24 protein-coding genes are annotated in these 21,056 nt (G+C 64.6%); 8 read left to right on the top strand and 16 right to left on the bottom strand.

Annotated features, from left to right (window positions below; translation table 11 throughout):
- Positions 1 to 38 precede the first annotated feature (38 nt).
- From nuoK to ndhC, 10 genes are all read right to left on the bottom strand, one after another.
- A complete protein-coding gene (gene nuoK / locus NITMOv2_RS12865; RefSeq protein WP_053380256.1) occupies positions 39 to 338 on the bottom strand; it encodes an NADH-quinone oxidoreductase subunit NuoK in 300 nt (99 codons plus the stop codon).
- The gene (nuoJ, locus tag NITMOv2_RS12860) at positions 338 to 841 is read right to left on the bottom strand and encodes an NADH-quinone oxidoreductase subunit J (RefSeq protein ID WP_053380255.1); all 504 of its coding nucleotides are present in this window, start codon (positions 839 to 841) and stop codon (positions 338 to 340) included. The genes nuoK and nuoJ overlap by 1 nt, the downstream gene beginning before the upstream one ends.
- Positions 842 to 924: 83 nt before the next feature.
- Entirely contained in the window at positions 925 to 1,464 is a 540-nt protein-coding gene (gene nuoI, locus NITMOv2_RS12855; RefSeq protein WP_053380254.1) for an NADH-quinone oxidoreductase subunit NuoI, read from the bottom strand.
- 85 nt (positions 1,465 to 1,549) lie between these two features.
- The gene (gene nuoH, locus NITMOv2_RS12850; RefSeq protein ID WP_053380253.1) at positions 1,550 to 2,503 is read right to left on the bottom strand and encodes an NADH-quinone oxidoreductase subunit NuoH; all 954 of its coding nucleotides are present in this window, start codon (positions 2,501 to 2,503) and stop codon (positions 1,550 to 1,552) included.
- Entirely contained in the window at positions 2,503 to 5,250 is a 2,748-nt protein-coding gene (nuoG, locus tag NITMOv2_RS12845; protein WP_053380252.1) for an NADH-quinone oxidoreductase subunit NuoG, read from the bottom strand. The genes nuoH and nuoG overlap by 1 nt, the downstream gene beginning before the upstream one ends.
- Positions 5,251 to 5,290: 40 nt before the next feature.
- On the bottom strand, positions 5,291 to 6,610 hold the full coding sequence (nuoF, locus tag NITMOv2_RS12840) for an NADH-quinone oxidoreductase subunit NuoF (RefSeq protein WP_053380251.1): 1,320 nt from the start codon (positions 6,608 to 6,610) through the stop codon (positions 5,291 to 5,293).
- A gap of 84 nt (positions 6,611 to 6,694) precedes the next feature.
- Positions 6,695 to 7,159 carry an NADH-quinone oxidoreductase subunit NuoE gene (gene nuoE / locus NITMOv2_RS12835; RefSeq protein WP_053380250.1) on the bottom strand — a complete coding sequence of 155 codons (465 nt, stop codon included), beginning with the start codon at positions 7,157 to 7,159 and terminating at the stop codon, positions 6,695 to 6,697.
- A gap of 100 nt (positions 7,160 to 7,259) precedes the next feature.
- A complete protein-coding gene (gene nuoC, locus NITMOv2_RS12830; RefSeq protein WP_053380249.1) occupies positions 7,260 to 9,035 on the bottom strand; it encodes an NADH-quinone oxidoreductase subunit C/D in 1,776 nt (591 codons plus the stop codon).
- Entirely contained in the window at positions 9,010 to 9,753 is a 744-nt protein-coding gene (locus NITMOv2_RS24785; protein WP_083447989.1) for an NADH-quinone oxidoreductase subunit B, read from the bottom strand. Before NITMOv2_RS24785 ends, nuoC begins: the two co-directional genes overlap by 26 nt.
- Positions 9,737 to 10,207: an NADH-quinone oxidoreductase subunit A gene (gene ndhC, locus NITMOv2_RS12820; protein ID WP_238590349.1), complete on the bottom strand. Its 471-nt coding sequence runs from the start codon at positions 10,205 to 10,207 to the stop codon at positions 9,737 to 9,739. Before ndhC ends, NITMOv2_RS24785 begins: the two co-directional genes overlap by 17 nt.
- 292 nt (positions 10,208 to 10,499) lie before the next feature.
- Here ndhC and NITMOv2_RS12815 point away from each other — a divergent pair, with 292 nt between their 5' ends.
- From NITMOv2_RS12815 to NITMOv2_RS12800, 4 genes are all read left to right on the top strand, one after another.
- Positions 10,500 to 11,897 carry a glucose-6-phosphate dehydrogenase gene (locus tag NITMOv2_RS12815; RefSeq protein WP_053380248.1) on the top strand — a complete coding sequence of 466 codons (1,398 nt, stop codon included), beginning with the start codon at positions 10,500 to 10,502 and terminating at the stop codon, positions 11,895 to 11,897.
- Between the two features lie 104 nt (positions 11,898 to 12,001).
- On the top strand, positions 12,002 to 13,048 hold the full coding sequence (locus NITMOv2_RS12810) for a hypothetical protein (RefSeq protein WP_145976315.1): 1,047 nt from the start codon (positions 12,002 to 12,004) through the stop codon (positions 13,046 to 13,048).
- A gap of 131 nt (positions 13,049 to 13,179) precedes the next feature.
- Entirely contained in the window at positions 13,180 to 13,428 is a 249-nt protein-coding gene (locus NITMOv2_RS12805) for a type II toxin-antitoxin system Phd/YefM family antitoxin (protein ID WP_053380246.1), read from the top strand.
- Positions 13,425 to 13,802 carry a type II toxin-antitoxin system VapC family toxin gene (locus NITMOv2_RS12800; RefSeq protein ID WP_053380245.1) on the top strand — a complete coding sequence of 126 codons (378 nt, stop codon included), beginning with the start codon at positions 13,425 to 13,427 and terminating at the stop codon, positions 13,800 to 13,802. The genes NITMOv2_RS12805 and NITMOv2_RS12800 overlap by 4 nt, the downstream gene beginning before the upstream one ends.
- Positions 13,803 to 13,948: 146 nt before the next feature.
- Here NITMOv2_RS12800 and NITMOv2_RS12795 read toward each other — a convergent pair whose 3' ends face one another.
- From NITMOv2_RS12795 to NITMOv2_RS23510, 4 genes are all read right to left on the bottom strand, one after another.
- Positions 13,949 to 14,284, bottom strand: a complete 336-nt coding sequence (locus NITMOv2_RS12795; RefSeq protein WP_053380244.1) for a hypothetical protein — start codon at positions 14,282 to 14,284, stop codon at positions 13,949 to 13,951.
- 103 nt (positions 14,285 to 14,387) lie between these two features.
- Positions 14,388 to 15,458: an AI-2E family transporter gene (locus tag NITMOv2_RS12790; RefSeq protein ID WP_053380243.1), complete on the bottom strand. Its 1,071-nt coding sequence runs from the start codon at positions 15,456 to 15,458 to the stop codon at positions 14,388 to 14,390.
- Between the two features lie 349 nt (positions 15,459 to 15,807).
- Positions 15,808 to 16,155, bottom strand: coding sequence for a hypothetical protein (locus tag NITMOv2_RS12785; protein ID WP_202967217.1), 348 nt, complete (start codon positions 16,153 to 16,155; stop codon positions 15,808 to 15,810).
- The gene (locus NITMOv2_RS23510) at positions 16,109 to 16,447 is read right to left on the bottom strand and encodes a hypothetical protein (RefSeq protein WP_053380241.1); all 339 of its coding nucleotides are present in this window, start codon (positions 16,445 to 16,447) and stop codon (positions 16,109 to 16,111) included. Before NITMOv2_RS23510 ends, NITMOv2_RS12785 begins: the two co-directional genes overlap by 47 nt.
- A gap of 274 nt (positions 16,448 to 16,721) precedes the next feature.
- Here NITMOv2_RS23510 and NITMOv2_RS12775 point away from each other — a divergent pair, with 274 nt between their 5' ends.
- Together NITMOv2_RS12775 and NITMOv2_RS12770 are read left to right on the top strand one after the other, a co-directional pair.
- Positions 16,722 to 17,258: a hemerythrin domain-containing protein gene (locus NITMOv2_RS12775; RefSeq protein WP_053380240.1), complete on the top strand. Its 537-nt coding sequence runs from the start codon at positions 16,722 to 16,724 to the stop codon at positions 17,256 to 17,258.
- A 37-nt stretch (positions 17,259 to 17,295) separates the two neighbouring features.
- Positions 17,296 to 17,553, top strand: a complete 258-nt coding sequence (locus NITMOv2_RS12770; RefSeq protein WP_145976314.1) for a hypothetical protein — start codon at positions 17,296 to 17,298, stop codon at positions 17,551 to 17,553.
- A gap of 122 nt (positions 17,554 to 17,675) precedes the next feature.
- On the opposite strand, the gene NITMOv2_RS12765 is transcribed toward NITMOv2_RS12770, so the two are convergent.
- Together NITMOv2_RS12765 and NITMOv2_RS12760 are read right to left on the bottom strand one after the other, a co-directional pair.
- Positions 17,676 to 19,295, bottom strand: coding sequence for a PQQ-dependent dehydrogenase, methanol/ethanol family (locus NITMOv2_RS12765; protein WP_053382078.1), 1,620 nt, complete (start codon positions 19,293 to 19,295; stop codon positions 17,676 to 17,678).
- Positions 19,296 to 19,434: 139 nt separating this feature from the next.
- The gene (locus NITMOv2_RS12760; protein WP_202967216.1) at positions 19,435 to 20,001 is read right to left on the bottom strand and encodes an MSMEG_3727 family PQQ-associated protein; all 567 of its coding nucleotides are present in this window, start codon (positions 19,999 to 20,001) and stop codon (positions 19,435 to 19,437) included.
- Between the two features lie 168 nt (positions 20,002 to 20,169).
- On the opposite strand from NITMOv2_RS12760, the gene NITMOv2_RS12755 reads away from it, so the two are divergent.
- Positions 20,170 to 20,529, top strand: coding sequence for a hypothetical protein (locus tag NITMOv2_RS12755; RefSeq protein WP_053380238.1), 360 nt, complete (start codon positions 20,170 to 20,172; stop codon positions 20,527 to 20,529).
- A 66-nt stretch (positions 20,530 to 20,595) separates the two neighbouring features.
- Positions 20,596 to 21,045, top strand: coding sequence for an SRPBCC family protein (locus NITMOv2_RS12750; RefSeq protein WP_053380237.1), 450 nt, complete (start codon positions 20,596 to 20,598; stop codon positions 21,043 to 21,045).
- Positions 21,046 to 21,056 lie beyond the last annotated feature (11 nt).

Raw genomic sequence — 21,056 nt, 5'->3', positions numbered from 1 at the left:
AACCAGACAAACCAAAGAAACTAAAGCAACCCTTCCCGTTACCCTTTCATCTCGCTGATGGCGTCCGCGTCCAGGGTGTTGAACCGGTACGAAATCTGAAGCACGATGCCGAGCGCCACGGAGACTTCCGCCGCCGCCAGCGTCAGGATGAACATGAACATCACCTGGCCGTCCGGCTGCGCCCAGCGGGAGCCGGCGGCGATGAAAGCCAGGCTGGCCGCGTTGAGCATGACTTCGATGGACAGCAGCATGTAGAGAATGTTGCGGCGGACCAGCAGGCCGACCAGTCCCGTGCAGAACAGAATCATCGCGAGGATCAGCGCATGCGTGGTCAGCATCAGGGACTGTCCTTCGTCAGTCGCCGGCCGAGATGGTACGCGCCGATCAGCCCCGGCAGCAGCAGCATGGAGGCCAGCTCCACGCCGATCACATAGGGACCGTAGAGGCTGATCGCCACGGCTTTCGGCCTGATCATGTGCAGGTCTTCCGGCGGGGCCGCTCCCGCCGCGATGATGAAGACGACTTCCGCCAACAGGACGAGAGCCAGCAGACCGGGACCGATCCACATGCCGGGGCGGAGCCAGCGGCGCTCCTGCTCCATGGTGCGCGGGCCTTGGTTCAACAGCATGACCACGAAGATGAACAGCACCATGATCGCACCGGCGTAGATGATGATTTCCAGCGCGGCGGCGAACTGGGCTCCGAGCAAATAGAAGATCACGGCCAAGGCCATCAGGGACACGACGAGGTAGAGCAGTGCATGCACCGCGTGGAGATGCGTGATGACGCGAACGGTCGCCAGAACCGAGACCGCGGCGGCGAGGTAGAAGAGCAGTTCCATGGGTCAGCAGGAAAGGTTCGTGGGCCGAGGACCGAGTGGATGCGCGGTCCGCTCGTACCTCGGCGCTCGCGTCTCGGTACTCTTCACGGCATCAAGCTCCGCACGTCGACCGGCGGCAATTCGTTCTCCGCTTCGCCCTTGTCCTTGTCGCGGATCTTGACGCCGGCCACCCGATAAAAGTTGTACCCCGGATATTTGCCCGTTCCGGCGATCAACAGATCTTCCTTTTCGTACACCATGTGCCGGCGCGCGTACTCGCTCTGCTCGAAGTCAGGCGTGAGCTGGATCGCGTACGTCGGACAGGCCTCTTCGCAGTAGCCGCAATAGATGCAGCGCGAGAAATTGATACGGAAGAATTCCGGATAGCGGCGGTCGTGCGCCGCCGGATCTTCCGTCGCCTGCAGGGCGATACAGTCCACCGGGCAGGCGACGGCGCAAAGGTAGCAGGCGACGCAGCGCTCCTCGCCGTCCGGATCGCGGGTCAGCACGATCCGTCCCCGCCAGCGGGGCGGCAAGTAGGGTTGCTCGTCGGGATACTGCACCGTGATCGGCTTGCGGAACGTCCGTTTGAAGACGATCCAGAGACCGAGGAGCAAATCTAAAATAGAACGAAGGACTTTCATGGTCTGTCCGGTCTATTCGGTCTATCTGGTCTATCTGGTGCGTGGGACGAGACAGACCAGATAGACAAAACAGACGAGATAGACATTAGTTGGTTCTCCACAGCACCACCCCTCCCGTCGCGAGCAGATTGATCAACGCGAGCGGCATCACGACTTTCCAGCCGAACGACAGGAACTGATCGAAGCGCAGCCGCGGCAGCGTGGCGCGGATCAAAAAGATCAGGATGACGAACACGGCGGTCTTCAGGAGAAACCAGACGGCGGGGGGCAGCAGCGGGCCGTGCCATCCGCCGAAATACAGCACCACGATCATGGCGGACAGCAACAGGACGCTGGCGTATTCGCCGACGAAAAACATGCCGAACTTCATCCCGGAATATTCGGCATGGTAGCCGGCGACGAGCTCCGTTTCCGCCTCCGGCACGTCGAACGGGGTGCGATGCGTTTCCGCCAGGCCGGCGATCAAGAAGCCGATGAACCCGAAAAACTGCGGGACGATGAACCAAAGGTCACGCTGCGCCTCCACGATGTCCGTCAGGTTGAACGAGCCGGTCAGCAGGACGGAGCCCATCAGCGACAACCCCATGAACACTTCGTAGCTCAACAATTGCGCGGTCGCGCGCAGGCTGCCGAGAAACGCGAATTTGCTGTTCGACGCCCAGCCGCCGACGATGACGCTGTAGGCCGCCAGGGCGGACATGCCGAGGAAAAACAGGATGCCCATGTTGATGTCGGCGACGACGACGCCGGGCATGATCGGGACGACGGCAAAGGACATGAGCGTGGTCACCACGACGATGGCGGGCGTCAAGACGAAGACCGCTTTCTCGGCGAAGGGGGGAAGCCAGTCCTCCTTCGTGAAGATCTTGATCATATCGGCGAGCGACTGGAGAATCCCGCCGGGGCCGACGCGGTTCGGGCCGAACCGTTCCTGCCAGATGCCGAGCAGGCGGCGCTCGGCCCAGATCATCAGCGCGCTCAACGTCAGCACGCCGCCGAGCATGGCCGCGATCGTCGGCAGGGTGCGGCCCCAATCCATCACGCCGCCCTCCGTTCCACGCGAATCGCCTCGCGCAGGTCGATCCAGCGGGGCAGTCCGGCCGCCGAGAAGCCGGGCAGCGGCGGGACGCCGGCCGTCCCGCTTGGCGTAACGGCGTCGATCGCCACGGTGGCCGGATGGGCGCGTCCATCGAGGGTCAGGATGATCGCCGCGCCGTCCTGCAGCCCCAGCTTCGCCGCATCCGCGGGATGCAACCGTAGGAAGGGAGCCGGCATGCGCTCCTGAATGGCCGGCGATCGCGCGCTCAACTCCTCGCCGCCGAAAATCTGCGGGAGGGGCAGGACCAACCATTGATGGGATTTCGGCTGGAACGGCTTCGGGACGCCGGTGAACCAGGGGGGCGTCGCCGCCGCGTCGGGCTCGATCAGCCGCACGCCGGGCCGCTCCTCCCGCAGCGGTCCTCCGACTTCGTCCTGGTACTTGTGCAAGGCTTGATTCGAATTCCAGCCGGGCGCCCAAAACTGCGGGATCAATGGAGACGGTACGGGGCCGCCCCGATAGCCTTCCATCGAGAACGCCAGCGCGGTATCCGGATCCGCGGGCGGCGGCGGCTCGTGCACCGTGAGGTGGGCGAGCATGGCGGTGCGCCCGCTGTACCGTTCCGGCTGGCGGGGAATCTTCTCGCCCGCGAAGCGCAGGCCGGCCGGTGGAGCGGCGGCCTTGACGCCGGCGAATTCCGGGACCGTCTCGGCGACGGCGGCCACTGCATCGTCGAAGTCGCGCCAGGAGGCCGGTCCGTTGTGATCGTGCCGCGCGTGGACGGCGCGCGCCAGCTCGCGCAGCCAGCGCCAGCTTTCGGCGATGTCTCCTTCCGGGACGAAGACCTGATAGAACCGCTGGGCCCGGCCCTCATTGTTGACCAGCGTCCCGTCCGACTCGGGCGCCGTGGCGGCCGGCAGGATGACGTGGGCGTGAGCGACGGTGCGATGGTCGAGCGAGTCGACGGCGATCAGCCCGCGGGCGCCGCTCAGAAACCGGCCGACTTGCGGCTCGTCCGCCCGGCGATAGAGATCGTTCTCCAGCACGATGGCCGTGTCCGCTTCTCCCTTGCGCATGGCATCGAAGGCCCAGTCGAGGCTCCGGCCGCCCAGCATGGCGAGGCCCAGGCTGTTGCACTCCGGGACGATGAAGGCGAGCCGCGCGGGCTTGCCTTTCCGGTGCAGCGCCCAGGCGAGATTCGCCGCCGATTCGATCGTGGCGCGCGATCCGCCCCCGGCGCCCGCCACGATCACGGGCCGCTCGGCGCCCATGAGGGCGTCGGCGATGCGGGGGGCGAGCGAACCGGCGGCGCCGGACAGGTCCGGCACGGAGGGCGCCCGCTCGTCGACGGCATGCGCCGCCGCAAAACCGAGGCGCGCCACGTCGTCCGGCGCGGCGAGATAGTCTCCGGTCGCATAGTCGTGCAGCCAGGTGCGCCGGTGGCTCGCCAGAAAGAGCGGCCCCTTGCGGCCCTGAATCACGTTGCTCACGGCGGCGTCGTCCCAGCGGGGGATCTTCAATCGATCGACGCGCGCCATCGGTTGTTGGCGGAGGGATTGCAGCAGCGCGAGCGCGAGCCGCGGCGCGCTGTTCAGCACGTCTTCGCCGAGGACGAGCACGGCGTCGGATTCCTCGACCTCACGGAGCGAGGCGGCGGGAACCGGGCCGGCGCGGAGAATGTCGAGGATCGTGGACAGGAGCCGGCTGTCGCGCTCGGTCAGGCCGAGGGAGAAGCGTTCGGCTCCGACGAGCGACCGGAGCGCCACGTTCGCTTCCAGCGAGGCGCGGGGCGAGCCGATGCCGACGAGCCCCCGCGCGCGGCGCAGCAGGCCGGCCGCGTAGGCCACCACGGTCGGCGTTCCCTCCGGCTTCGCCGGATCGCCGGCCTTCACGCGGACCGCCGGCCGCCTGATCCGGCCGTCGTCGTTCACATAGCCGTAGCCGAACCGCCCGCGGTCGCAGAGAAAATATCCGTTCACATGACGGTTGAAGCGGTTCGCGATCCGGCGAAGAATCCCGTAGCGCTCGCCGGGGGTCGTGTTGCAGCCGAGGCTGCAGTGCGGGCAGATCGATTGGGCCGATTGCAGGTCCCATTTTCTCGTATAGTGCTGGAACAGCGTGTTGTCGATGAACACGCCCGTCGGGCAGACCTCCACCAGATTGCCGCTGAATTCGTTTTCCAGCGGCCCTTCTTCGTACCGCCCGAAGTACACGTTGTCGTGCGAGGCGAAGACGTTGAAGTCCCGTCCCCCGGCGTAGTCGCGATAAAACCGGACGCAGCGGTAGCACTGGATGCAGCGGTTCATGTCGTGCTTGATGAAGGGGCCCAAATACTGGTTGCGGTACGTGCGCTTCGGAAACCGATAGCGCCGGTAGTTGTGGCCGGTCATGACCGTCATGTCCTGCAAATGACATTCGCCGCCTTCGTCGCACACCGGGCAGTCGTGCGGGTGGTTCATCATGAGCCATTCGATCACGCCGGCGCGGAACTCGGCCGCGGCGCGGTCGTCGATGGAGAGGCGCGTGCCGTCCGCCGCCGGCGTCATGCAGGCCATCACCAGCTTGCCCTCCCGGTCCTGCTCGTCTTTGTATTGTGTCACCGCGCACTGCCGGCAGGCGCCGACCGATCCCATGGCGGGGTGCCAGCAGAAGTAGGGCAGGTTGAGCCCGGCGCTCAAGCAAGCGGCGAGCAAGTTCTGTCCGCCGTCGACGGTATGGGGTTTGTTATCAATAAAAATCGTGGCCATGGGGATCGGAATGCAAAAGGCCAAATTTAAAATTCAAAATTCAAAATGTGCCGGCACCAATTTTTACATTGTGCATTTGTAATTTGGCATTCCAGGGGCAGCGCCCCTGGCTCACGTGTTGCTCGAAATCCTCGCGGAAATATTTCAAGGCGCTCGACAGCGGGTCCATGGCGCCGGGGGCCAGCGCGCAAAACGTATGGCCGAAGGCCAGCAACCCCGGATGGGCGGACAGGACTTCCATGTCCGCCGGGACGCCGCGGCCTGCTTCCATCGCCTCCAGAACCCGGAAGACCCAGGGCAGCCCTTCCCGGCAGGGGGTGCACCAGCCGCAGGATTCCTGCGCGAAGAACCGTTCAAGATTTGCCATGAGCCCGACCGGGCAGCTGCGGTCGTCGAGGACAATCATCGTGCCGGTACCCATGCGGCTGACGGACATCGGGATCGAGGAGAAATCCATCGGCAGCGACAGATGCTCTTCGACGAGGAACGCCGTGGAGGCGCCGCCGGGCAGCAGCCCGCGAAAACGCAGTCCCTCCCGCATGCCGCCCGCATGGTCGAACAACAGTTCTTCCACGGTCGTGCCCATCGGCAATTCCCACCAGCCCGGCCGCTTCACCTTGCCGCTGACGCCATAAATTTTGGTGCCGCCGTCCTTGCCTTTCGCCAGGGCGCGGTACCAGTCGGTCCCGTGAGTGATGATGTGCGGCACGTTGTAGAGCGTTTCGACGTTCTGCACCACGGTCGGCTGCCCCCACAGCCCGGCGGTTTGCGGAAAGGGCGGCTTGGCCCGCGGGATGGCCCGCTTGCCTTCCAGGGCGTTGAGCAGCGCGGTTTCCTCGCCGCAGATGTAACGGCCGGCGCTCGTGTGCAGATAGACGTCGAAGCTGAATTCCGATCCGAGAATCCGTCGGCCGACGTAGCCCTTTGCGCGTGCTTCATGAATCGCCCGTTCCAGCCGCTTGGCCGCCTCGTGATACTCCGCGCGGAGAAAGATGTAGCCCACCTCCGCGCCGATCGCGTAGCCGGCCACGAGCATGCCCTCGATCATCTGATGTGGATCGCCTTCGAGCAGCACGCGGTCCTTGAACGTGCCGGGCTCCATCTCGTCCGCGTTGACGACGAGATACTTGGGCCTCGGCGCGTCTTCGCCCATCGGCACGAAGCTCCATTTCTTCCCGGTCGGAAACCCGGCGCCGCCCCGTCCGCGCAGGCCGGCCTCCGTGACCATCCGCTGAACGTCGGCCGGGTCATGGCGTTTCAGCGCCAGGCGGACCGATTCATAGCCGCCGGTCTTCTCGTAGTCCGAGATCCCCGGCGGCCCGCCGTCCTTCCGAAACCGTTGCGTGAGAGGGCGCTCCATAAAGCAGTGACGAGTGATCAGTGATGAGTGACGAGTGAGGAACGGTTTCTTGCCGATCACTCCTCACCCGTCACGCATCACGTCTCATGTATACTTCTTCAGAATCTCCTCCACGCCGTCCGGCGTGAGGTTCCCGTGCGTGTCCCGGTCGATCATCATCACCGGCGCATGGTCGCAGGCGCCGAGGCAGACGATCGGCAGCAGCGTGAACCGGCCGTCGCTCGTGGTCTGGCCGAACCGGACCCCGAGGCGCTCTTCCAAGCGCCCGCGCACCCGGTCGTAGCCCGTGAGCCAGCAGCTCACGCTGTTGCAGACCAGGATGACGTGGCGGCCCACCGGTTTCCGAAAAATCAGATTGTAAAAGGTCGCCACCCCGTCCAGCTCGTCGGGCGTCATGCCCAACAAGGCCGCCACGTCCCGCAGGCTTTCGTCCGACACCCAGGAGCGGTGCTGCTGCACGACTTTCAGCGCCTCCACACAGGCCGCCCGTTTGTCGGGATAGTGGGCGAGCTCGTTCTCGATCTCACGGCGTTCGATGTCGGACAACATAAGAGTCTATTTGGTCTGTCTGGTCTATTCGGTCTGTCTCGTCTGTCTGGCCCGGGGAACCGGATAGACCAGATAGACAAACAGACCAGATAGACCGTCTTCACCGGTCCACGTCCGAGAGCACGAAGTCCACGCTGCCGAGGATCGCGAGCAGGTCGGGCAGCAGCTCGCCGCGCGACATGAACGGCACCATCTGAATATGCGCGAACGACGGCGTCCGGATGCGCGTCCGATACGAGACCTGCGCGCCGTCGCTGGTCAGGTAATAGCTGGTCTGGCCTTTGGACGATTCCGTCGGCACGGCGGCTTCACCGGGGGGCAGCACCGGACCCCAGCTCACGTCGAGAAAATGGTGGATCAAGGTTTCGATGTCCTGCATCGTCCGCTCTTTGAGCGGCGGCGTCGCCAGCGGATGGAGCGATTTGTACGGGCCGGCCGGCATGTGGTCCAGGCACTGGCGGATGATCCTGAGCGACTGCCGCATCTCGAGGACGTGGACCACCGCGCGGTCGTAGCAGTCGCCGTGGGACGCGACCGGCACGTCGAACTCGAATTGGTCGTAGCCGGAGTAGGGCTGCGCCTTGCGGAGATCCCAGGCCAGCCCGCAGGCCCGCAGCATCGGCCCGGTGGCGCCCCACTCGATCGCGTCGTCGAGGGAAAAGGCGCCGATGCCCACCGTCCGCTCCTTGAAGATCGGATTGTCCATGACCAGCCGCTCGTACTCGTCGAGCCGGGCCGGCAGATACTGCACGAACTGCCGCACCAGGTCGTCCCAGCCCTCCGGCAGATCCTGCGCGACGCCTCCGATCCGGAACCAATTGGGATGCATGCGGCCGCCGCAAATCGATTCCGTGATCATGTGAATCCGTTCGCGGTCGTTGAACATGTAGAAGACCGGCGAGAGCGCGCCCACGTCCTGCGCGAACGTGCCGTACCACACCAGATGGCTCGCCAGGCGGTAGAATTCGCACATCATCACGCGGATCACCTGCGCGCGCGGCGGCACGTCGATGCCCGCCAGCCGTTCGACCGACAGGCAGTAGGGCAGCTCGTTAAGGGTGCCTTGGAGGTAATCGACGCGGTCGGTGTAGGGGATGAAGGTGTGCCAGGTCTGCCGCTCCGCGATCTTTTCCTTCGCGCGATGGTGAAAGCCGATGTCCGGCACGATGTCGACGATCTCTTCGCCCGCCAACTGGGTGACCAGGCGCAGCACGCCGTGCGTGCCGGTGTGGGCGGGGCCGAGGTTGATGAACATGTAATCGAAGTCCGGATCCTCGTGCGTCCGTTTCATGCCCCAGTCTTCCGGTTTGAATTGCAGGGCGTCCTGGGCCATGGCGAGCTTCTCAGGCGGCAGTTGGAACCGCCCCATCTCGGTGCCGCGCGCCGGATGTTCCTTCCTCAGCGGGTGGCCCGACCACCACGGCGGCATCAGGAGACGCCGCAGGTAGGGATGCCCGTCGAACCGGATGCCGAACATGTCGTAGGCTTCGCGTTCGTACCAATCCGCGTTCGGCCAAAGGTCCATGATCGACGGCATGGTCGGGTACTCGCCGTCGAGCGCCACTTTTACCCGGACCGCCTCGTTCCGCTCGAGCGAGAAGAGGTGATAGAAGACCGTGAAGGCGCCGATCGGCAGGCCGTCGAGACGGCGGCGGGCGCGCTCGTCCGTCGCGCTCAGGTCGAACAGCATCCGATAGGGTTGGGGCGCGTCATATTTGAGATACGTAAGCGTGTCCCGCAGGCGGTCTCGCGCCACCCAGATCGTGGGAATGCCGTCCGGCGTCGGCTGAACGGCCAGAATGTGGTCCGCGCCGAACCGGCCGCCGACGTCCTCGACGATGGTCGGCCGCTCACCGGCCGGGGCTGTGCTCGTCATCGGCGGGTTTCCGTTCCTGTAAGGGAGCGTCCTGGGGCCGGGCGACGGCGAACTGCGGAGAGAGCAGATCGAGCTTCGGCAAGACATCCATCGACCGGTAGGTGCGCTGCGTCGTCCGCGCCTCGTGCTTGAGATCCCGCCTCGACGGCATGATCGGTTGCTGCACCTCGCGGGGGCCGAACACCCAGCTCAGCGGCCGCCGCTCCCGTCCGACCTTCTCCTGCAACAGCAGCAGACATTCCATGAACGCATGGGGCGGCGGAGGGCAGCCCGGCATATAGACATCCACCGGGAGGAACTTGTCGACCCCCTGCACCACCGAGTAGGCGTCGAACATGCCGCCCGAATTGGCGCAGGACCCCATCGAGATGACCCAGCGGGGCTCCATCATTTGTTCATAGAGCTGTTTGACGATGGGCGCGACTTTCACGAACACGGTGCCGGACACGACCAGCACGTCCGCCTGCCGCGGCGAGCCGCGGACGACTTCGGCGCCGAAGCGGGCGATGTCGTAGGTGCTCGTGATGCTCGTGGCCATCTCCACGTAACAGCACGACAGGCCGAAGTTCAGCGGCCACAGGGAATTCTTGCGCCCCCATGCCAGCAGGTCTTGCAGCGTCGCGAAGAGGACCGATTGGCCCACCACGTCGGTCAAGGAGCCGTCGCCGCCGTCCCGGATCGTGGCGCCCTGCAACCGGCCGTTACGCCACCAGGGCATCGCGCTCCTCTCGGGCCTTCAGCCGATGGAGCCGATGAATCGGCGGCCGCTGGTAACGCACGCTCCAATCCAACGCCCCGATGCGCCACAGGTACGCCAGCGCGGCGAGGAGAATGCCGACGAAGATCGCCGCCTCGATGAAGCCGAGCCAGGCCGTTTCCGGCACGGCGACGGCCCAGGCATAGAGAAAGACCGATTCGAGATCGAAAATCACGAAGAACATGGCGATCAGGTAATACTGGATCGGCAGGCGGATTTGCGCGCTCCCCGTCGGGCGGATGCCCGACTCATAGGGCACGGCCGTCGCGATCTCGTGCCGGCGTTCCGGTTTGTTCCAGTGCCGCTCGCCGAGGAGGGCGGGCAGCCCCAGCATGACGGCCACCACCGCCAGCACGGCCAGCGTGTACAATCCGAGCTGCCCGAGTTCGTTCCCCTCGATCGCCACAGCGCACACCCTTTCTCCTTGTTTCCGTTAAGGCAAACCGCGAGCCACCGGCGGGGAGGGGCCCGGCGGCGAGGAGCGGCGCGGTTGCTGCGGTTTCTCGCTCCTGTGGGGTATTGAATCGCCCGGCAGGCGCGACAGATTGTCCTCCCTCAGACAGATTGTCTGGGTCGGTTCTCCCTCCTAAAGTCTCCGGGCCCCCTGGGTCCGGTGAAAAACGGAGTCCACAGAACGCTTCGGCCGGTATGGTTATGGCAGGAGCGGCTACGGCGGTCTGAACCCGTCCTGCAGAGAGTCGCGTTGAATGATTCACACGCTCGTCATTTTCGGAGCCACCGGGGATCTCACAGGCCGCTACCTGATGCCGGCTCTCGCCCGCGTGCTCGACATGGGGCGATTGCCGCAGCCGTTCAGAATCCTGGGCCTGTCGTATCAGGATTGGACCGAGGAGCAGTTCCGGGAACATACCGCCGAACAGTTGGAGCGATACAGCGACGCCGATGAGGACGTCCGAGCCCGCCTGCTGCGCTCTCTGGCCTACCGCTGCGCGGATGTGGCGGACCGGCAGGCGGTGATAGCGGCCGTGCGGGACTGCGAGGGGCCGGTCGCGGCCTATCTCGCGCTGCCGTCGGCGCTGTTCGCGCCGGCCATCGAGGCGCTGTCACAGGCGCTGCCCTCCGGCAGCCGGGTGGTGGTCGAGAAGCCCTTCGGTGACAGTCTTGAATCGGCGCGGGCGTTGAACCGGCTGCTCCATCGGTCGTTCCCGGAGGACGCCGTCTTCCGGATCGATCACTTTCTGGGGATGCAACCGGTGCAACACGTGTTGGGCCTTCGCTTCGCGAACCGCCTCTTCGAGCCGTTGTGGCATCGCGATCATGTCGATCGCGTGGAGGTGGTCTGGGACGAGACCTTGGCGCTCGAAGGCCGCGCCTCCTACTACGACCGCGCCGGGGCGCTGCGCGACATGATCCAAAACCATCTGCTGCAGCTGCTCTGCATGGTGGCGATGGAGCCCCCCGCAAGCCTGGACGAGCATGATCAGCGGGATCGGAAGGTGGAGGTGCTGCGCGCGGTCCGACGGCTGTCCGCCGATGAGGCGGCCCGGCGCACGGTGCGGGCCCGCTATGGGCCCGGCCGGATCGGCGGGCGCGCGGTCCCGGCCTACACGGAGGAGCCGGGCGTCGACCCGGCGCGCGCGACCGAAACCTTTGCGGAGGTCGTGCTGTCCCTCGACAATCGGCGTTGGGCGGGCGTGCCGTTCTTCCTGCGCAGCGGCAAGGCCCTCGGGCGGGATCGCCGGGAAGTGGTGCTGCACTTCAAGCCTTCCTCGTATCCCACGTTCGACAGGAACGGTCCGGTGGAGCCGAACCGCCTGCACCTCCCGCTCGATACCGACCGATTGGTCCTGCACCTGAATCTCAACGAAACGAACGCCCCCTGCGACGTGCGTCCGATCGTCCTCGACACGGACTTGGCGCCGCAGCAGATTCCGGCCTATGGCCGGCTGCTCCTCGACGTGCTGGCCGGCGATCACAGCCATTCCGTCCGCGACGACGAAGCGGAAGAGTCCTGGCGGATCGTCGAGCCGATCCTGAGCGCGTGGGAAGAGGGGAGAAGCCCGCTGCATGAATATCCCGCCGGCAGCGCGGGCCCCTCCGTCTCCGCCGCGCCGGACGAGCGGGACAGATTGTCCGCCGCCTGACCATCCTTTCCCTCGCCTCATCTCGATGTCCCGTTTTCACGACGCTGTCGGTAGGAATCGGGATTGCACAGGCCCTCGGGCCTGTGCGCCTCCGGGGGGTCGTTGTGACAAACGGGCGGAACGGCAAGACGACGTCCCGCGACGGGCAGATCGCGGATTACGGGCGGTACATGATGGCTCGGATGGCGATAGCCTGTGCCACCTATCTGGCCGTCACAGGCTGTATTTCCACTGTGCCGCCCAAGGCGGCGTCCGAGTTCGACCGCCGTTGTCTGCCGGCCTCGTCGGAACTGCGCAAGATGCCCTTGAGCGACATGGACCGACCTCGGTCGGCCGCCGAGCCGCCGGACAGAACCGCGGCCGTGCAATTCTACTCGCCCATCTCGGTGCACATCGCCGATGTCATGGACCTCCTCCCGCTGCTCAACCGATTGGCCGGGCTTGAGCGGGAGCAGGCCGAGCCGGCCGACATCGAGCGGATTCGTCGAAAACTGCTGGCTCGCCTCCAGTTGGCGACGCTTGAAGTGTCGAGCCTGGTCGCCGAAATCGAATGCGAAGTGCATCGGGCGGACGAGGTGCAGGATCGGCTGAAGGCGCGTCAATCCAGTCGAACGATGTTTCAAACCATTCTCGGCGTCATCTTCGGCGGGTTGGCCAATATCCTCTCGGGCGGCATCGGCATGGCCGTGCAGGCGGGAGACGCGGGCAACATCACGTCGGTGGCCGGCGGCGTGCTGGAAGTGTTCTTCGGCACATCGGCCAACTTTACCAAGGCGCAGCAGGAGTTCAGCCATCCGCACAATCACTTGGCAGCCTTCTGGCAAGGCGACAAAGAGAATGTGTTCTTTTCCGAGCGGGTGTGGCGCTTCCTGACCCAGCCGAGCATCCGGGACACGAAGGGCCATAGTCTCCGGGATGTGATGCTGCAAGCGTGGCGGGAAGAAGGGCGGCTGGGCGAGCCCGGCTCCGCGCAAGAAAAAGCCCGAATCGAGCTGTTTTTCGGCGAAGGCGGAACCTACTCCAGCGAGGATCTCTATGCCCGCGAAGCCATGCTGCAGCAACTCGAATCCAGCATCCAATTGATGCATCAGGACCTGGAAACGCTGTTGCGGGAGATCCTGATCCGGCAGGCGCTCGAAGATGACCAATGAAGCACGTTCGTCGGTTTGTCTGGTTTGTCTGGTTCCGAGGCACAACCGAACAAGCCAGAGCTAAATGTTTGAGCCGGACCAGCGGGAGGTGCTATGATGGCTAACCTTAGCTAAGCTCGGAGGACTGCACTATGCCGAAAGCTCACGTGGTCAATATTCATGAGGCCAAGACACGCCTGTCACAATTGATTGTGGAGGCGACACAGGGAACGACGGTCGTCATCGCCAGGGCCGGCACGCCGATTGTCACACTGGTCCCCGTCGGCGAAGAGGTGCCGCAGCGTAGGCCGGGCTATCTCAAAGGGAAACTCCGCATTGAAAAGGATTTTGATGCTCCCTTACCGGAGGCCGTTCAAAAGACATTCGAAGGACGTGAATGAACATTCTGCTCGATACCCAGATGTATCTCTGGTATCTCGCCGAATCCAAAGCGCTGACCGCCGAAAGGCGAAAAGCAATTGAGAAAGCACACCGCGTCTATGTCAGCGCGGTATCGCTCTGGGAAGCCGTCATCAAAATCAGCATCGGTAGACTCGAAGCCGATCCACGCGATCTGAAAGATGGAATCGCCGCAAGTGGATTCCTCGAACTCCCGATGCAGGTAGACCATTCAATAACGCTATCGCAACTCCCGCTTCACCACCGAGATCCGTTTGACCGGATGTTGGTCGCTCAAGCCATTTCCGAAAGATTCGAACTGTTGACCGCCGACACGCGCTTGCCTCCGTACTCGAAACTTGTCCGCCTCCTGTGACGGGTCAGTTCCGGCTATACGACGGCGGCGGTGCGGCAGCCGTACGTGGATGTGAAGCAGGCGGCGGCGTAGAAGCAGGAAAGTGCCGAGGTGCGAGGGCCGAGAAGGCCGACTCGGCCCTCGGGACGTTCTTGCTCGGCCCTTTCTCAGGACGCTTTTTTGAGCGTCTCGTCCGGTTTCGCGCTGTCGCCCAGCGCCTCGCGCTCCAGATCGGAGCCGCGCGGCTGGGTATTGGGCACGTCACCCGGGTTGCCGGCCGGATTCTCCTCCATGTCGACGCCCATTGGAATGCGCGGCGCGGCCTCGCGCTCGGCATGCACGGGCGCGTGACCCACGGGGACGGGGCCGGACCCGTGATAGTCGTCGGGATCGTAGCCGCCGGTGGCTTGATGGTTGGGGCTCCGTTGTTCGATCGGATGCTTGACCCGCCGCCCTTTGGGGCCGGCTCCGGCCCGGCGGCGTTGTCTTTTCGGTGTCGCCATGTAGGCCTCCGTTCACTTCGCCGAATCACCAAATCTCGACTTCCGTACTTTTAAGCCTATTCACTTCACCAAATCTCACGATCACCATCACCCCTTCGTACTTTCATGCCGCCTCGTGTCGATCGCCGAGCAGGTCTTCCACGTACAACCGCTGAATCAGAACCATCCCGACCGCGGTCAACGGCGCGGCGAGCAGAACCCCCAGCATGCCGAACAGCGTGCCGAACAGCACCACCATCGCAATGATGAGCGCCGGCGGGATCGAGATCGCCCGATGTTGAATGAGCGGCATGATGAGATAGCCTTCCACGATTTGAGAGCCCACATAGAGTGCGCCCACCCACATTGCGAGCGTCGGCTCCTGCGAGACGGCCAGGAGCAGCGCGGGCACGGCGGCGAGCAGCGGGCCGACGACCGGAATGAAGTCCAGCAGACCGGCCAGGAGTCCGAGCGTGAGAGCCAGCGAGATGCCGAGGAACCAGAGCCCGACCCCGACCACGAGCGCCACCACCGCCATGGTGAAGAAGCGTGCGGCCAGCCACCAGCGAAGCCGTTCCCCCACTTCGCCGAGGATGTCCCGGAAATGGCTCCGTTGCCGTTGCGGCGCCAAGCGCACCAAACCTTCCACATAGGCGTGAGGGGTGGCCGCCAGATAAAATCCGACGAACGCGATAACGACCAGATCCATAATCCCCGAGAAGGCCGAGGAAAAGAACTGGGTGATCTGCGGAATCAGACGCCCCGCTTGCGCCACCGCCTTCTGCTCCGATCCGTGGTTCAGGACCGCGCGTCCCCACGCCGAGCCTTCCAGGTAGCCTGCGACCTGCTCGATCGCCGACGATGTTTGTTGCATGAGCTGGTCCACCTGTTCGGAGATCCGCGACCATTCAAACCAGAACAGGGCCCCGGCCAGCGTCATCAGGAGAACCACGGTCAGTCCGAAGGCCGCGGTCCTCCTGTGGAGCGGCGTCCATGCCATCGCCAGGCGGGTGAGAGCATCGAGCAGCACCGCGGCCAGCACGCCGGCGAACAACAGGAGGAGGAGCCGGACCGTGTACCACCCGACGAGGAGACCGGCCAGAAAGGCCGCTCCGATGCCTGCGGCGGTCAGCGCTTTCCGAGAAAAGTTCCCCGGCGCGGATTCCGGCAGGTGCGGGACGGCCCTACGCAACATGCGACGCCTGCGTGCTCGCGTCTCCCCGGGCCTCCACAAGCCCCGCGATCAGGCATTGGTTCTTCATCTGCTCTGACACCCCGGCAGGAGAAGGCGTCTGGCCCCATGACCAGCCTCCCCAGATCGAGAACGGTGCCCCCCCAGTAAAAGACCTTCTTCGCGATGAGCAGCCCGCCGATGAGCGTGACGAGGAACAGAAACAGGAACATGTGGAACAGAACCTTTGCGATGCCGGCGGCGCGCCGCGTAGACGCCGGTGAGCCCGAGCGCGCCGGCGATCAAGGCGATCACCAGAAAAATCACGGCCCCTGCAACAGCATCATGCCCTGCTTCCCGCTGCCTCTTTCTCCTACCCGTCTTCGCGCTCGGGATTGTCCAGGCGGAAGAAGTTGCTCATCGCGCCGTCGCTCTTGTGCTCTTGAAAGATGAACACCAGGCCGCGCTGATCGAAGGTTCCGAACCACTCCTCCCAGCCCACTTCTTTCAAGTCCCGTCCGCCGTATCCGGGAAAATTCAAGCGAAGCACACCGGGCCGGTCGTCATGCTCCGTGCCTTCCACCGTCGCCGGCACCGCCTGCCGCCCCTCCGCCCACTGTCGAATGACCTCATGACTGCGGGTCGCCAATGACTGTCCGGGCCGGTCTTCGTGCTCATCGGGAGACTCGATCCACTTGGAGTACTTCAGGCTCTTCGACACCCGGCCGCCGGCCGGCCGGGAGCCGCGCGCGGCCCGCATTCCCTGCCGGGACCGCCCCGCGGACTTGCGCCCGCGCCGTGTTGCGCCCGCCTCCCGCGACGGCTTCTTCGTAGACTTCTTGGCGAGTTTTCTGGTGGCGCGCGCGCCGCGCTTCGCGGGCGAAGACCGCTTGCCGGAACCGCCGTTCCGGGATGAGCGAGAGGAACCGGACGAACGGGACGAGCGGGATGAACGAGGAGAGGATCGAGACCGCTTCGCTGCTTTCGCCATAGGGAACCTCCTTGGTATGCACACCTCCGGTGCAAGTTCGAGGCCGGGTCCGGTGGCACAGCACACACTATTCGCGCGCAGGGGCGCGTGTCCGGTGAGCGGCCGCTCGTGGACACGCGAAGGGGCTGGTGCGCTTTGTCCGACGCAAGACAACTTGTCTTGCCGAATCGATCGAGAGCCTGCGCGGCGCACGGCCATTCTCGGCGATTCATGACCGCGTCAAGCGGCGAATCAGTGGCGAAGCTCTTGCACCGCCCCAGGGGAAACCGATTATCCACCGTTTGGAGGGCTTACCGATGGCAACGAGAAGAAAGCAGCGACAGGAGCGGCAGGAAGAGGACGGCATGGACGAGGGCATGGAGATGGAGACGGAGAATCCCATCGAGATGCTGAAGGAAGACCATCAGGCGGTGCAGGATCTCTTCAGCCGATTTGAAGAGGCCGATAATCGGTCGCGGCAGCGGATCGCCGACGAAGCGCTGATGATGTTGGAGATCCACGCGAAGCTGGAAGAGGACGTCGTCTATCCCGCCATCCGGGAGGGCGTCGGCGACGACGAGATGATCGACGAGGCGCTCGAAGAGCACCACGTCGCCACGATGCTCATCAAAGAGCTGCACAAGATGAAGCCGAAAGACGAGCGGTACGCGGCCAAATTCAAGGTGCTGAGCGAAATGGTCCGGCACCACATCGAAGAAGAAGAAAACGAAACCTTCCCGCAGGCCGAAAAAGCGGACATCGACTGGAGCGAAGTCGGCCGGGAGGCGACGAAGATGCGGGAAAAGCTGATGCGCAAGATGGGCGGCGGGCAGCAGCGGAAAAAAGCGGCGTAGACCGGCTGTCTCACACAGTCACAGGGAGGATATGAACATGAAGCGGACGATCGGAACGGTGATCATCGGGTTGTTCATCGCGGGGACGGCCTCGATGGCCGCGGCGGAGCACAAGGAACAGCAGAAGCCGCAGCAGCAACAGCAGCAGAGCCGGTCGCAGAAGCCGAACGGGCAGCAGCAACAGCAGTCCAAGCAAGCCGGACCGATGGGCGAGCAACAGACCGGCGGCGCGGGCCCCAGCGGGCCGAGCTCCGGGCAGCACGCGCAGGCGCCGGGACACGAAGGCGGGAAGTAGGCCAAGCGTCCTGAGAAAGGACCGAGCAAGAACGTGCCGAGGGCCGAGTGGGCTTTCTCGGCCCTCGCAGTTCGGCACTTTCCTGCTTGTACGCCGGGGCGGTGCAATCGACCTGCCGGCTGTCAGGGTAATGCGAAGACGAAGAGCGCATCCCCGCGCGGGGCGCCGAGCAACCCCGGCGCAAAGCCTTTCAACCATCCGCCCCAGCCGGCCGGAACGGCGATGTACTGCTTCCCGTTGACGCTGTAGGCGACGGGGCTGCTGTGTATCCCGCTTCCCGTCGCATAGCGCCAGAGCAGCTTGCCGGTCCGTCCGTCGAACGCCAAGAACTCGCCGGTTGGAGCGCCCGCAAACACGAGATCGCCCGCGGTCGCCAACACGGAGCTCACCATCGGTTTGTCATGTTTCCAGGACCACACCTCCCGGCCCGTCGAGGGGTCATAGGCCTTGATCGCTCCGCCGTGTTGATGGCCGGCGGTCGTCACTTCGCCGCCCCAGTAGGGGAGTCCTTCCCGGAATGTTCCAGGCACAAGCTTGAATGTCGCGCAGGCATCGATGACCGGCGTATAGAGCCAGCCGGTCCGAGGACTGTATGCGGCGTGCGTCCACTCCTTGGCGCCCGCCGGTCCGGGGCAGATGTCGGTTCCCTGCTCGGTGGGAATGTTCTTCACCGTCACGGCTCCTCGCTCGTCGATCTCGCCCCAGGTGACGCGGCCGAACGTGGTAACCCGGACGAGTGCGCCATTCGTTCGGTCGAGGATGAACAGGTAGCCGTTCCGATCGAAATGGGCCAACAGTTTGCGGCCGTCCCGGTCGAAGAGAATATTCTCGTTCACGCCGGAGTAATCCCAGACGTCGTGCGGCGTCCACTGGTAGTGCCATCGCAAGGCGCCCGTATCGGGATCGAGCGCCAGCACGCTGTCGGTGTACAGGTTGGCGCCCGGCCGCCCGCTCCCGTCGAAGTCCGGCCCGGGATTGCTGGTTCCCCAATAGAGCAAGTCCAGCTCAGGATCATAGGTACCGGTGATCCATGCCGTCCCCCCGCCCCGCGCCCAGGCGTCCCCGTTCCGCGGCCACGTTTCCGAACCGGGCTCTCCGGGCTTCGGCACGTTGTAGCGGCGCCAGACGCGCCGTCCTGTGTCGGCATCGAAGGCATCGATGTGCCCGCGTACGCCGTACTCCGCTCCTGAATCGCCGACGATCACCAGGTGTTTCACGACGAGCGGGGCCAGCGTGGCGCTCTCCCCCGCGCGCACATCGGCGAAGGGTTGGATCCACACCGGTTTTCCCGTAACGCCGTCGAGGGCGACGAGGTAGCCGTTCTGCGTCGCAAAGAACACCTTCCCGTTGGTGACCGCAACGCCGCGGTTGACGTTTCCGCAGCACAGGGGGGTATCGAGGGGGATCTCGTGCTTGTAGCGCCAGAGTTCCGCGCCGGTGGCGGCATCGAGGGCCCAGACGTATCCGTCCCATCCGGAGACGAACATCACGCCGTCCACGACGAGCGGGGCGGCCTCGAAGGCATAGGTTGCCGGCGTGGCCGTGAGACCGATCTGACCGAATTGAAATGTCCAGGCCGGCCGCAACTGCGCGACGTTGTCGCGGGTAATCTGATCCAGCGGACTGTACCGCCATCCGTCGTAGGCGCCGTAATACGTGAGCCAGTTGTGCGGCTCCGAGCGGGCCTGTAGCAGCCGCTGAAACGTCACGCCGGCCGCCACGGGCGGCGCGGTCCCTTTCATGGCGCTCAATGAGCCGAGGGGCCGGCTGTGTTGCGTCAACGGATAGTCGGGGCGCGACCCGCCGCAATCCGCCGTCGCCCCCGCGATCAGGATGGCCAGGGCAAAGCATGACAAGCGCATGAACATAAGCAGGCGTCGGCTACGGCCTGGGTTGGACCGGGCGATCGAGCCTGGCCCCATCCGGGACATCGCCGCGGACCAGGATCAAACCAAGCATGCCCCGGCCGGCATGATTCGCCACGGGACACCCGAACCAGTAATACCCGGGGCCGTCCAATCGAATCGTGGCCCTCCCGCGCGTATGGGTCGGGAGCAGCAAGTATTGGCGATCGCCGTTGCTGGGCAGCAGCGCCGCATGGTGGGAAAACGAATCCTCGTTGAGGAAGTCCAATTGCAGGTCGCCGGGGCGCGGCATGACGATGATCGCCGGCTCCCAGACGAACTGCCCTTCGGGGATTCGGATTTCAACGGACATCGGGCCGTCCGTTGCTTCGCGGGCATGGGCCAGCCCGCCATGCGGAAACAGCCGGCCGATGATGGCTTTGTTCTGCCGGTCCACCTCCGGCAGCTCGTTGACCAAGGCGGCCACGTCGGGATCAAGCTGCTTGAGCACGCTCGGGCGCAGCAGCCGTACGTAGTCGCAGCCGGCGATGAGCGCCGCAGCGATCATCGCGGTGCAAAACAGTATCGGTGTTCGAACAGCCATACGAATAGCCTTATGCTCAAGAATGCTTAGTGGATACTAGGAGAGACCCTAAGCTCGGTTGCGGGGAGCGACCCCGGCTTCCGGTCAGCCGATCAAGGGAGTCGCCTCGTTGTGGAGACCGGCGAACCGACTTAGCATTGACGAAAGCGAATATTCATGGAGGACGCCATGGAGAAGCAGCCCGAGAGGCGGGACGAAGTCAGGACAAGCGTGCACGAGGCCATCGATCAGGACCTCGATCAAGTCGAAGCGAAGATCGATTCCACCATCGATCGCGCCAAGGGTTCGGTGCACGACATCAGAACGCAGTTGGAGGAGGCCGCGGACCGTACCCTGGAGCGGCTCATGGAGTCATGGGGCGAGACGCGGCGGCGGCTTGAGGCGAAGATGGCCGACCATCCCTGGATGGTCCTCGGCATTCTCCTTCTCGCCGGCTATTTCTTGTCGGAAGAGCGCCGGCGAAGCGTCCCGCGTGAGAGCGACGGCGGGCGGAAAGAGTCCTCGCCTTCCACCCTCCGTGCGGCGTGACGGTCGGGCGTCCTCTTTAATCCGGTTACTCCGGCCATCAACCCCATTCGCGAAAGGAGCTGCCGTATGTCCGTCGTCGAAAAATCCATCGAAGTCAACGTGCCGGTCCGCACCGCCTACAACCAATGGACGCAGTTCGAGGACTTCCCAAAGTTCATGGATGGCGTGCAGGAGGTGACGCAGCTTGACGACAAGCATCTGAAGTGGAAAGCCAACGTCGGCGGGAAGGACGAGGAATGGCACGCCGAGATCACCGAGCAAGTGCCGGATCGACGCATCGCCTGGACGAGCCGGGGAGGCGCGATGAACGCCGGGGCGGTGACGTTCCATCGCCTGTCGGACGACAAGTCCAAAGTCATGGTGCAGCTGGAGTATGAGCCGCAGGGCTTCCTCGAACATGTGGGCGACGCGGCGGGCTTGGTGAGCCGGCGGGTGGAGGGGGATCTGGAGCGCTTCAAACAATTCATCGAGTCGCGCGGCCGGGAGACCGGCGCCTGGCGCGGCACGATTTCGTGATCGCTATCAGA

The sequence above is a fragment of the Nitrospira moscoviensis genome (assembly GCF_001273775.1).
Taxonomy (GTDB): Bacteria; Nitrospirota; Nitrospiria; order Nitrospirales; family Nitrospiraceae; genus Nitrospira_D; species Nitrospira_D moscoviensis.
This window is presented reverse-complemented; position numbering and strand designations above follow the sequence as displayed.

What these genes read in the sequence shown, in the direction of transcription:
- nuoK (WP_053380256.1), bottom strand. Translation starts at nt 338, where the DNA reads ATGCTGACCACGCATGCGCTGATCCTCGCGATGATTCTGTTCTGCACG.
- nuoJ (WP_053380255.1), bottom strand. Translation starts at nt 841, where the DNA reads ATGGAACTGCTCTTCTACCTCGCCGCCGCGGTCTCGGTTCTGGCGACC.
- nuoI (WP_053380254.1), bottom strand. Translation starts at nt 1,464, where the DNA reads ATGAAAGTCCTTCGTTCTATTTTAGATTTGCTCCTCGGTCTCTGGATC.
- nuoH (WP_053380253.1), bottom strand. Translation starts at nt 2,503, where the DNA reads ATGGATTGGGGCCGCACCCTGCCGACGATCGCGGCCATGCTCGGCGGC.
- nuoG (WP_053380252.1), bottom strand. Translation starts at nt 5,250, where the DNA reads ATGGCCACGATTTTTATTGATAACAAACCCCATACCGTCGACGGCGGA.
- nuoF (WP_053380251.1), bottom strand. Translation starts at nt 6,610, where the DNA reads ATGGAGCGCCCTCTCACGCAACGGTTTCGGAAGGACGGCGGGCCGCCG.
- nuoE (WP_053380250.1), bottom strand. Translation starts at nt 7,159, where the DNA reads ATGTTGTCCGACATCGAACGCCGTGAGATCGAGAACGAGCTCGCCCAC.
- nuoC (WP_053380249.1), bottom strand. Translation starts at nt 9,035, where the DNA reads ATGACGAGCACAGCCCCGGCCGGTGAGCGGCCGACCATCGTCGAGGAC.
- NITMOv2_RS24785 (WP_083447989.1), bottom strand. Translation starts at nt 9,753, where the DNA reads ATGCCCTGGTGGCGTAACGGCCGGTTGCAGGGCGCCACGATCCGGGAC.
- NITMOv2_RS12815 (WP_053380248.1), top strand. Translation starts at nt 10,500, where the DNA reads ATGATTCACACGCTCGTCATTTTCGGAGCCACCGGGGATCTCACAGGC.
- NITMOv2_RS12805 (WP_053380246.1), top strand. Translation starts at nt 13,180, where the DNA reads ATGCCGAAAGCTCACGTGGTCAATATTCATGAGGCCAAGACACGCCTG.
- NITMOv2_RS12800 (WP_053380245.1), top strand. Translation starts at nt 13,425, where the DNA reads ATGAACATTCTGCTCGATACCCAGATGTATCTCTGGTATCTCGCCGAA.
- NITMOv2_RS12795 (WP_053380244.1), bottom strand. Translation starts at nt 14,284, where the DNA reads ATGGCGACACCGAAAAGACAACGCCGCCGGGCCGGAGCCGGCCCCAAA.
- NITMOv2_RS12790 (WP_053380243.1), bottom strand. Translation starts at nt 15,458, where the DNA reads ATGTTGCGTAGGGCCGTCCCGCACCTGCCGGAATCCGCGCCGGGGAAC.
- NITMOv2_RS12775 (WP_053380240.1), top strand. Translation starts at nt 16,722, where the DNA reads ATGGCAACGAGAAGAAAGCAGCGACAGGAGCGGCAGGAAGAGGACGGC.
- NITMOv2_RS12770 (WP_145976314.1), top strand. Translation starts at nt 17,296, where the DNA reads ATGAAGCGGACGATCGGAACGGTGATCATCGGGTTGTTCATCGCGGGG.
- NITMOv2_RS12765 (WP_053382078.1), bottom strand. Translation starts at nt 19,295, where the DNA reads ATGAAAGGGACCGCGCCGCCCGTGGCGGCCGGCGTGACGTTTCAGCGG.
- NITMOv2_RS12760 (WP_202967216.1), bottom strand. Translation starts at nt 20,001, where the DNA reads ATGGCTGTTCGAACACCGATACTGTTTTGCACCGCGATGATCGCTGCG.
- NITMOv2_RS12755 (WP_053380238.1), top strand. Translation starts at nt 20,170, where the DNA reads ATGGAGAAGCAGCCCGAGAGGCGGGACGAAGTCAGGACAAGCGTGCAC.
- NITMOv2_RS12750 (WP_053380237.1), top strand. Translation starts at nt 20,596, where the DNA reads ATGTCCGTCGTCGAAAAATCCATCGAAGTCAACGTGCCGGTCCGCACC.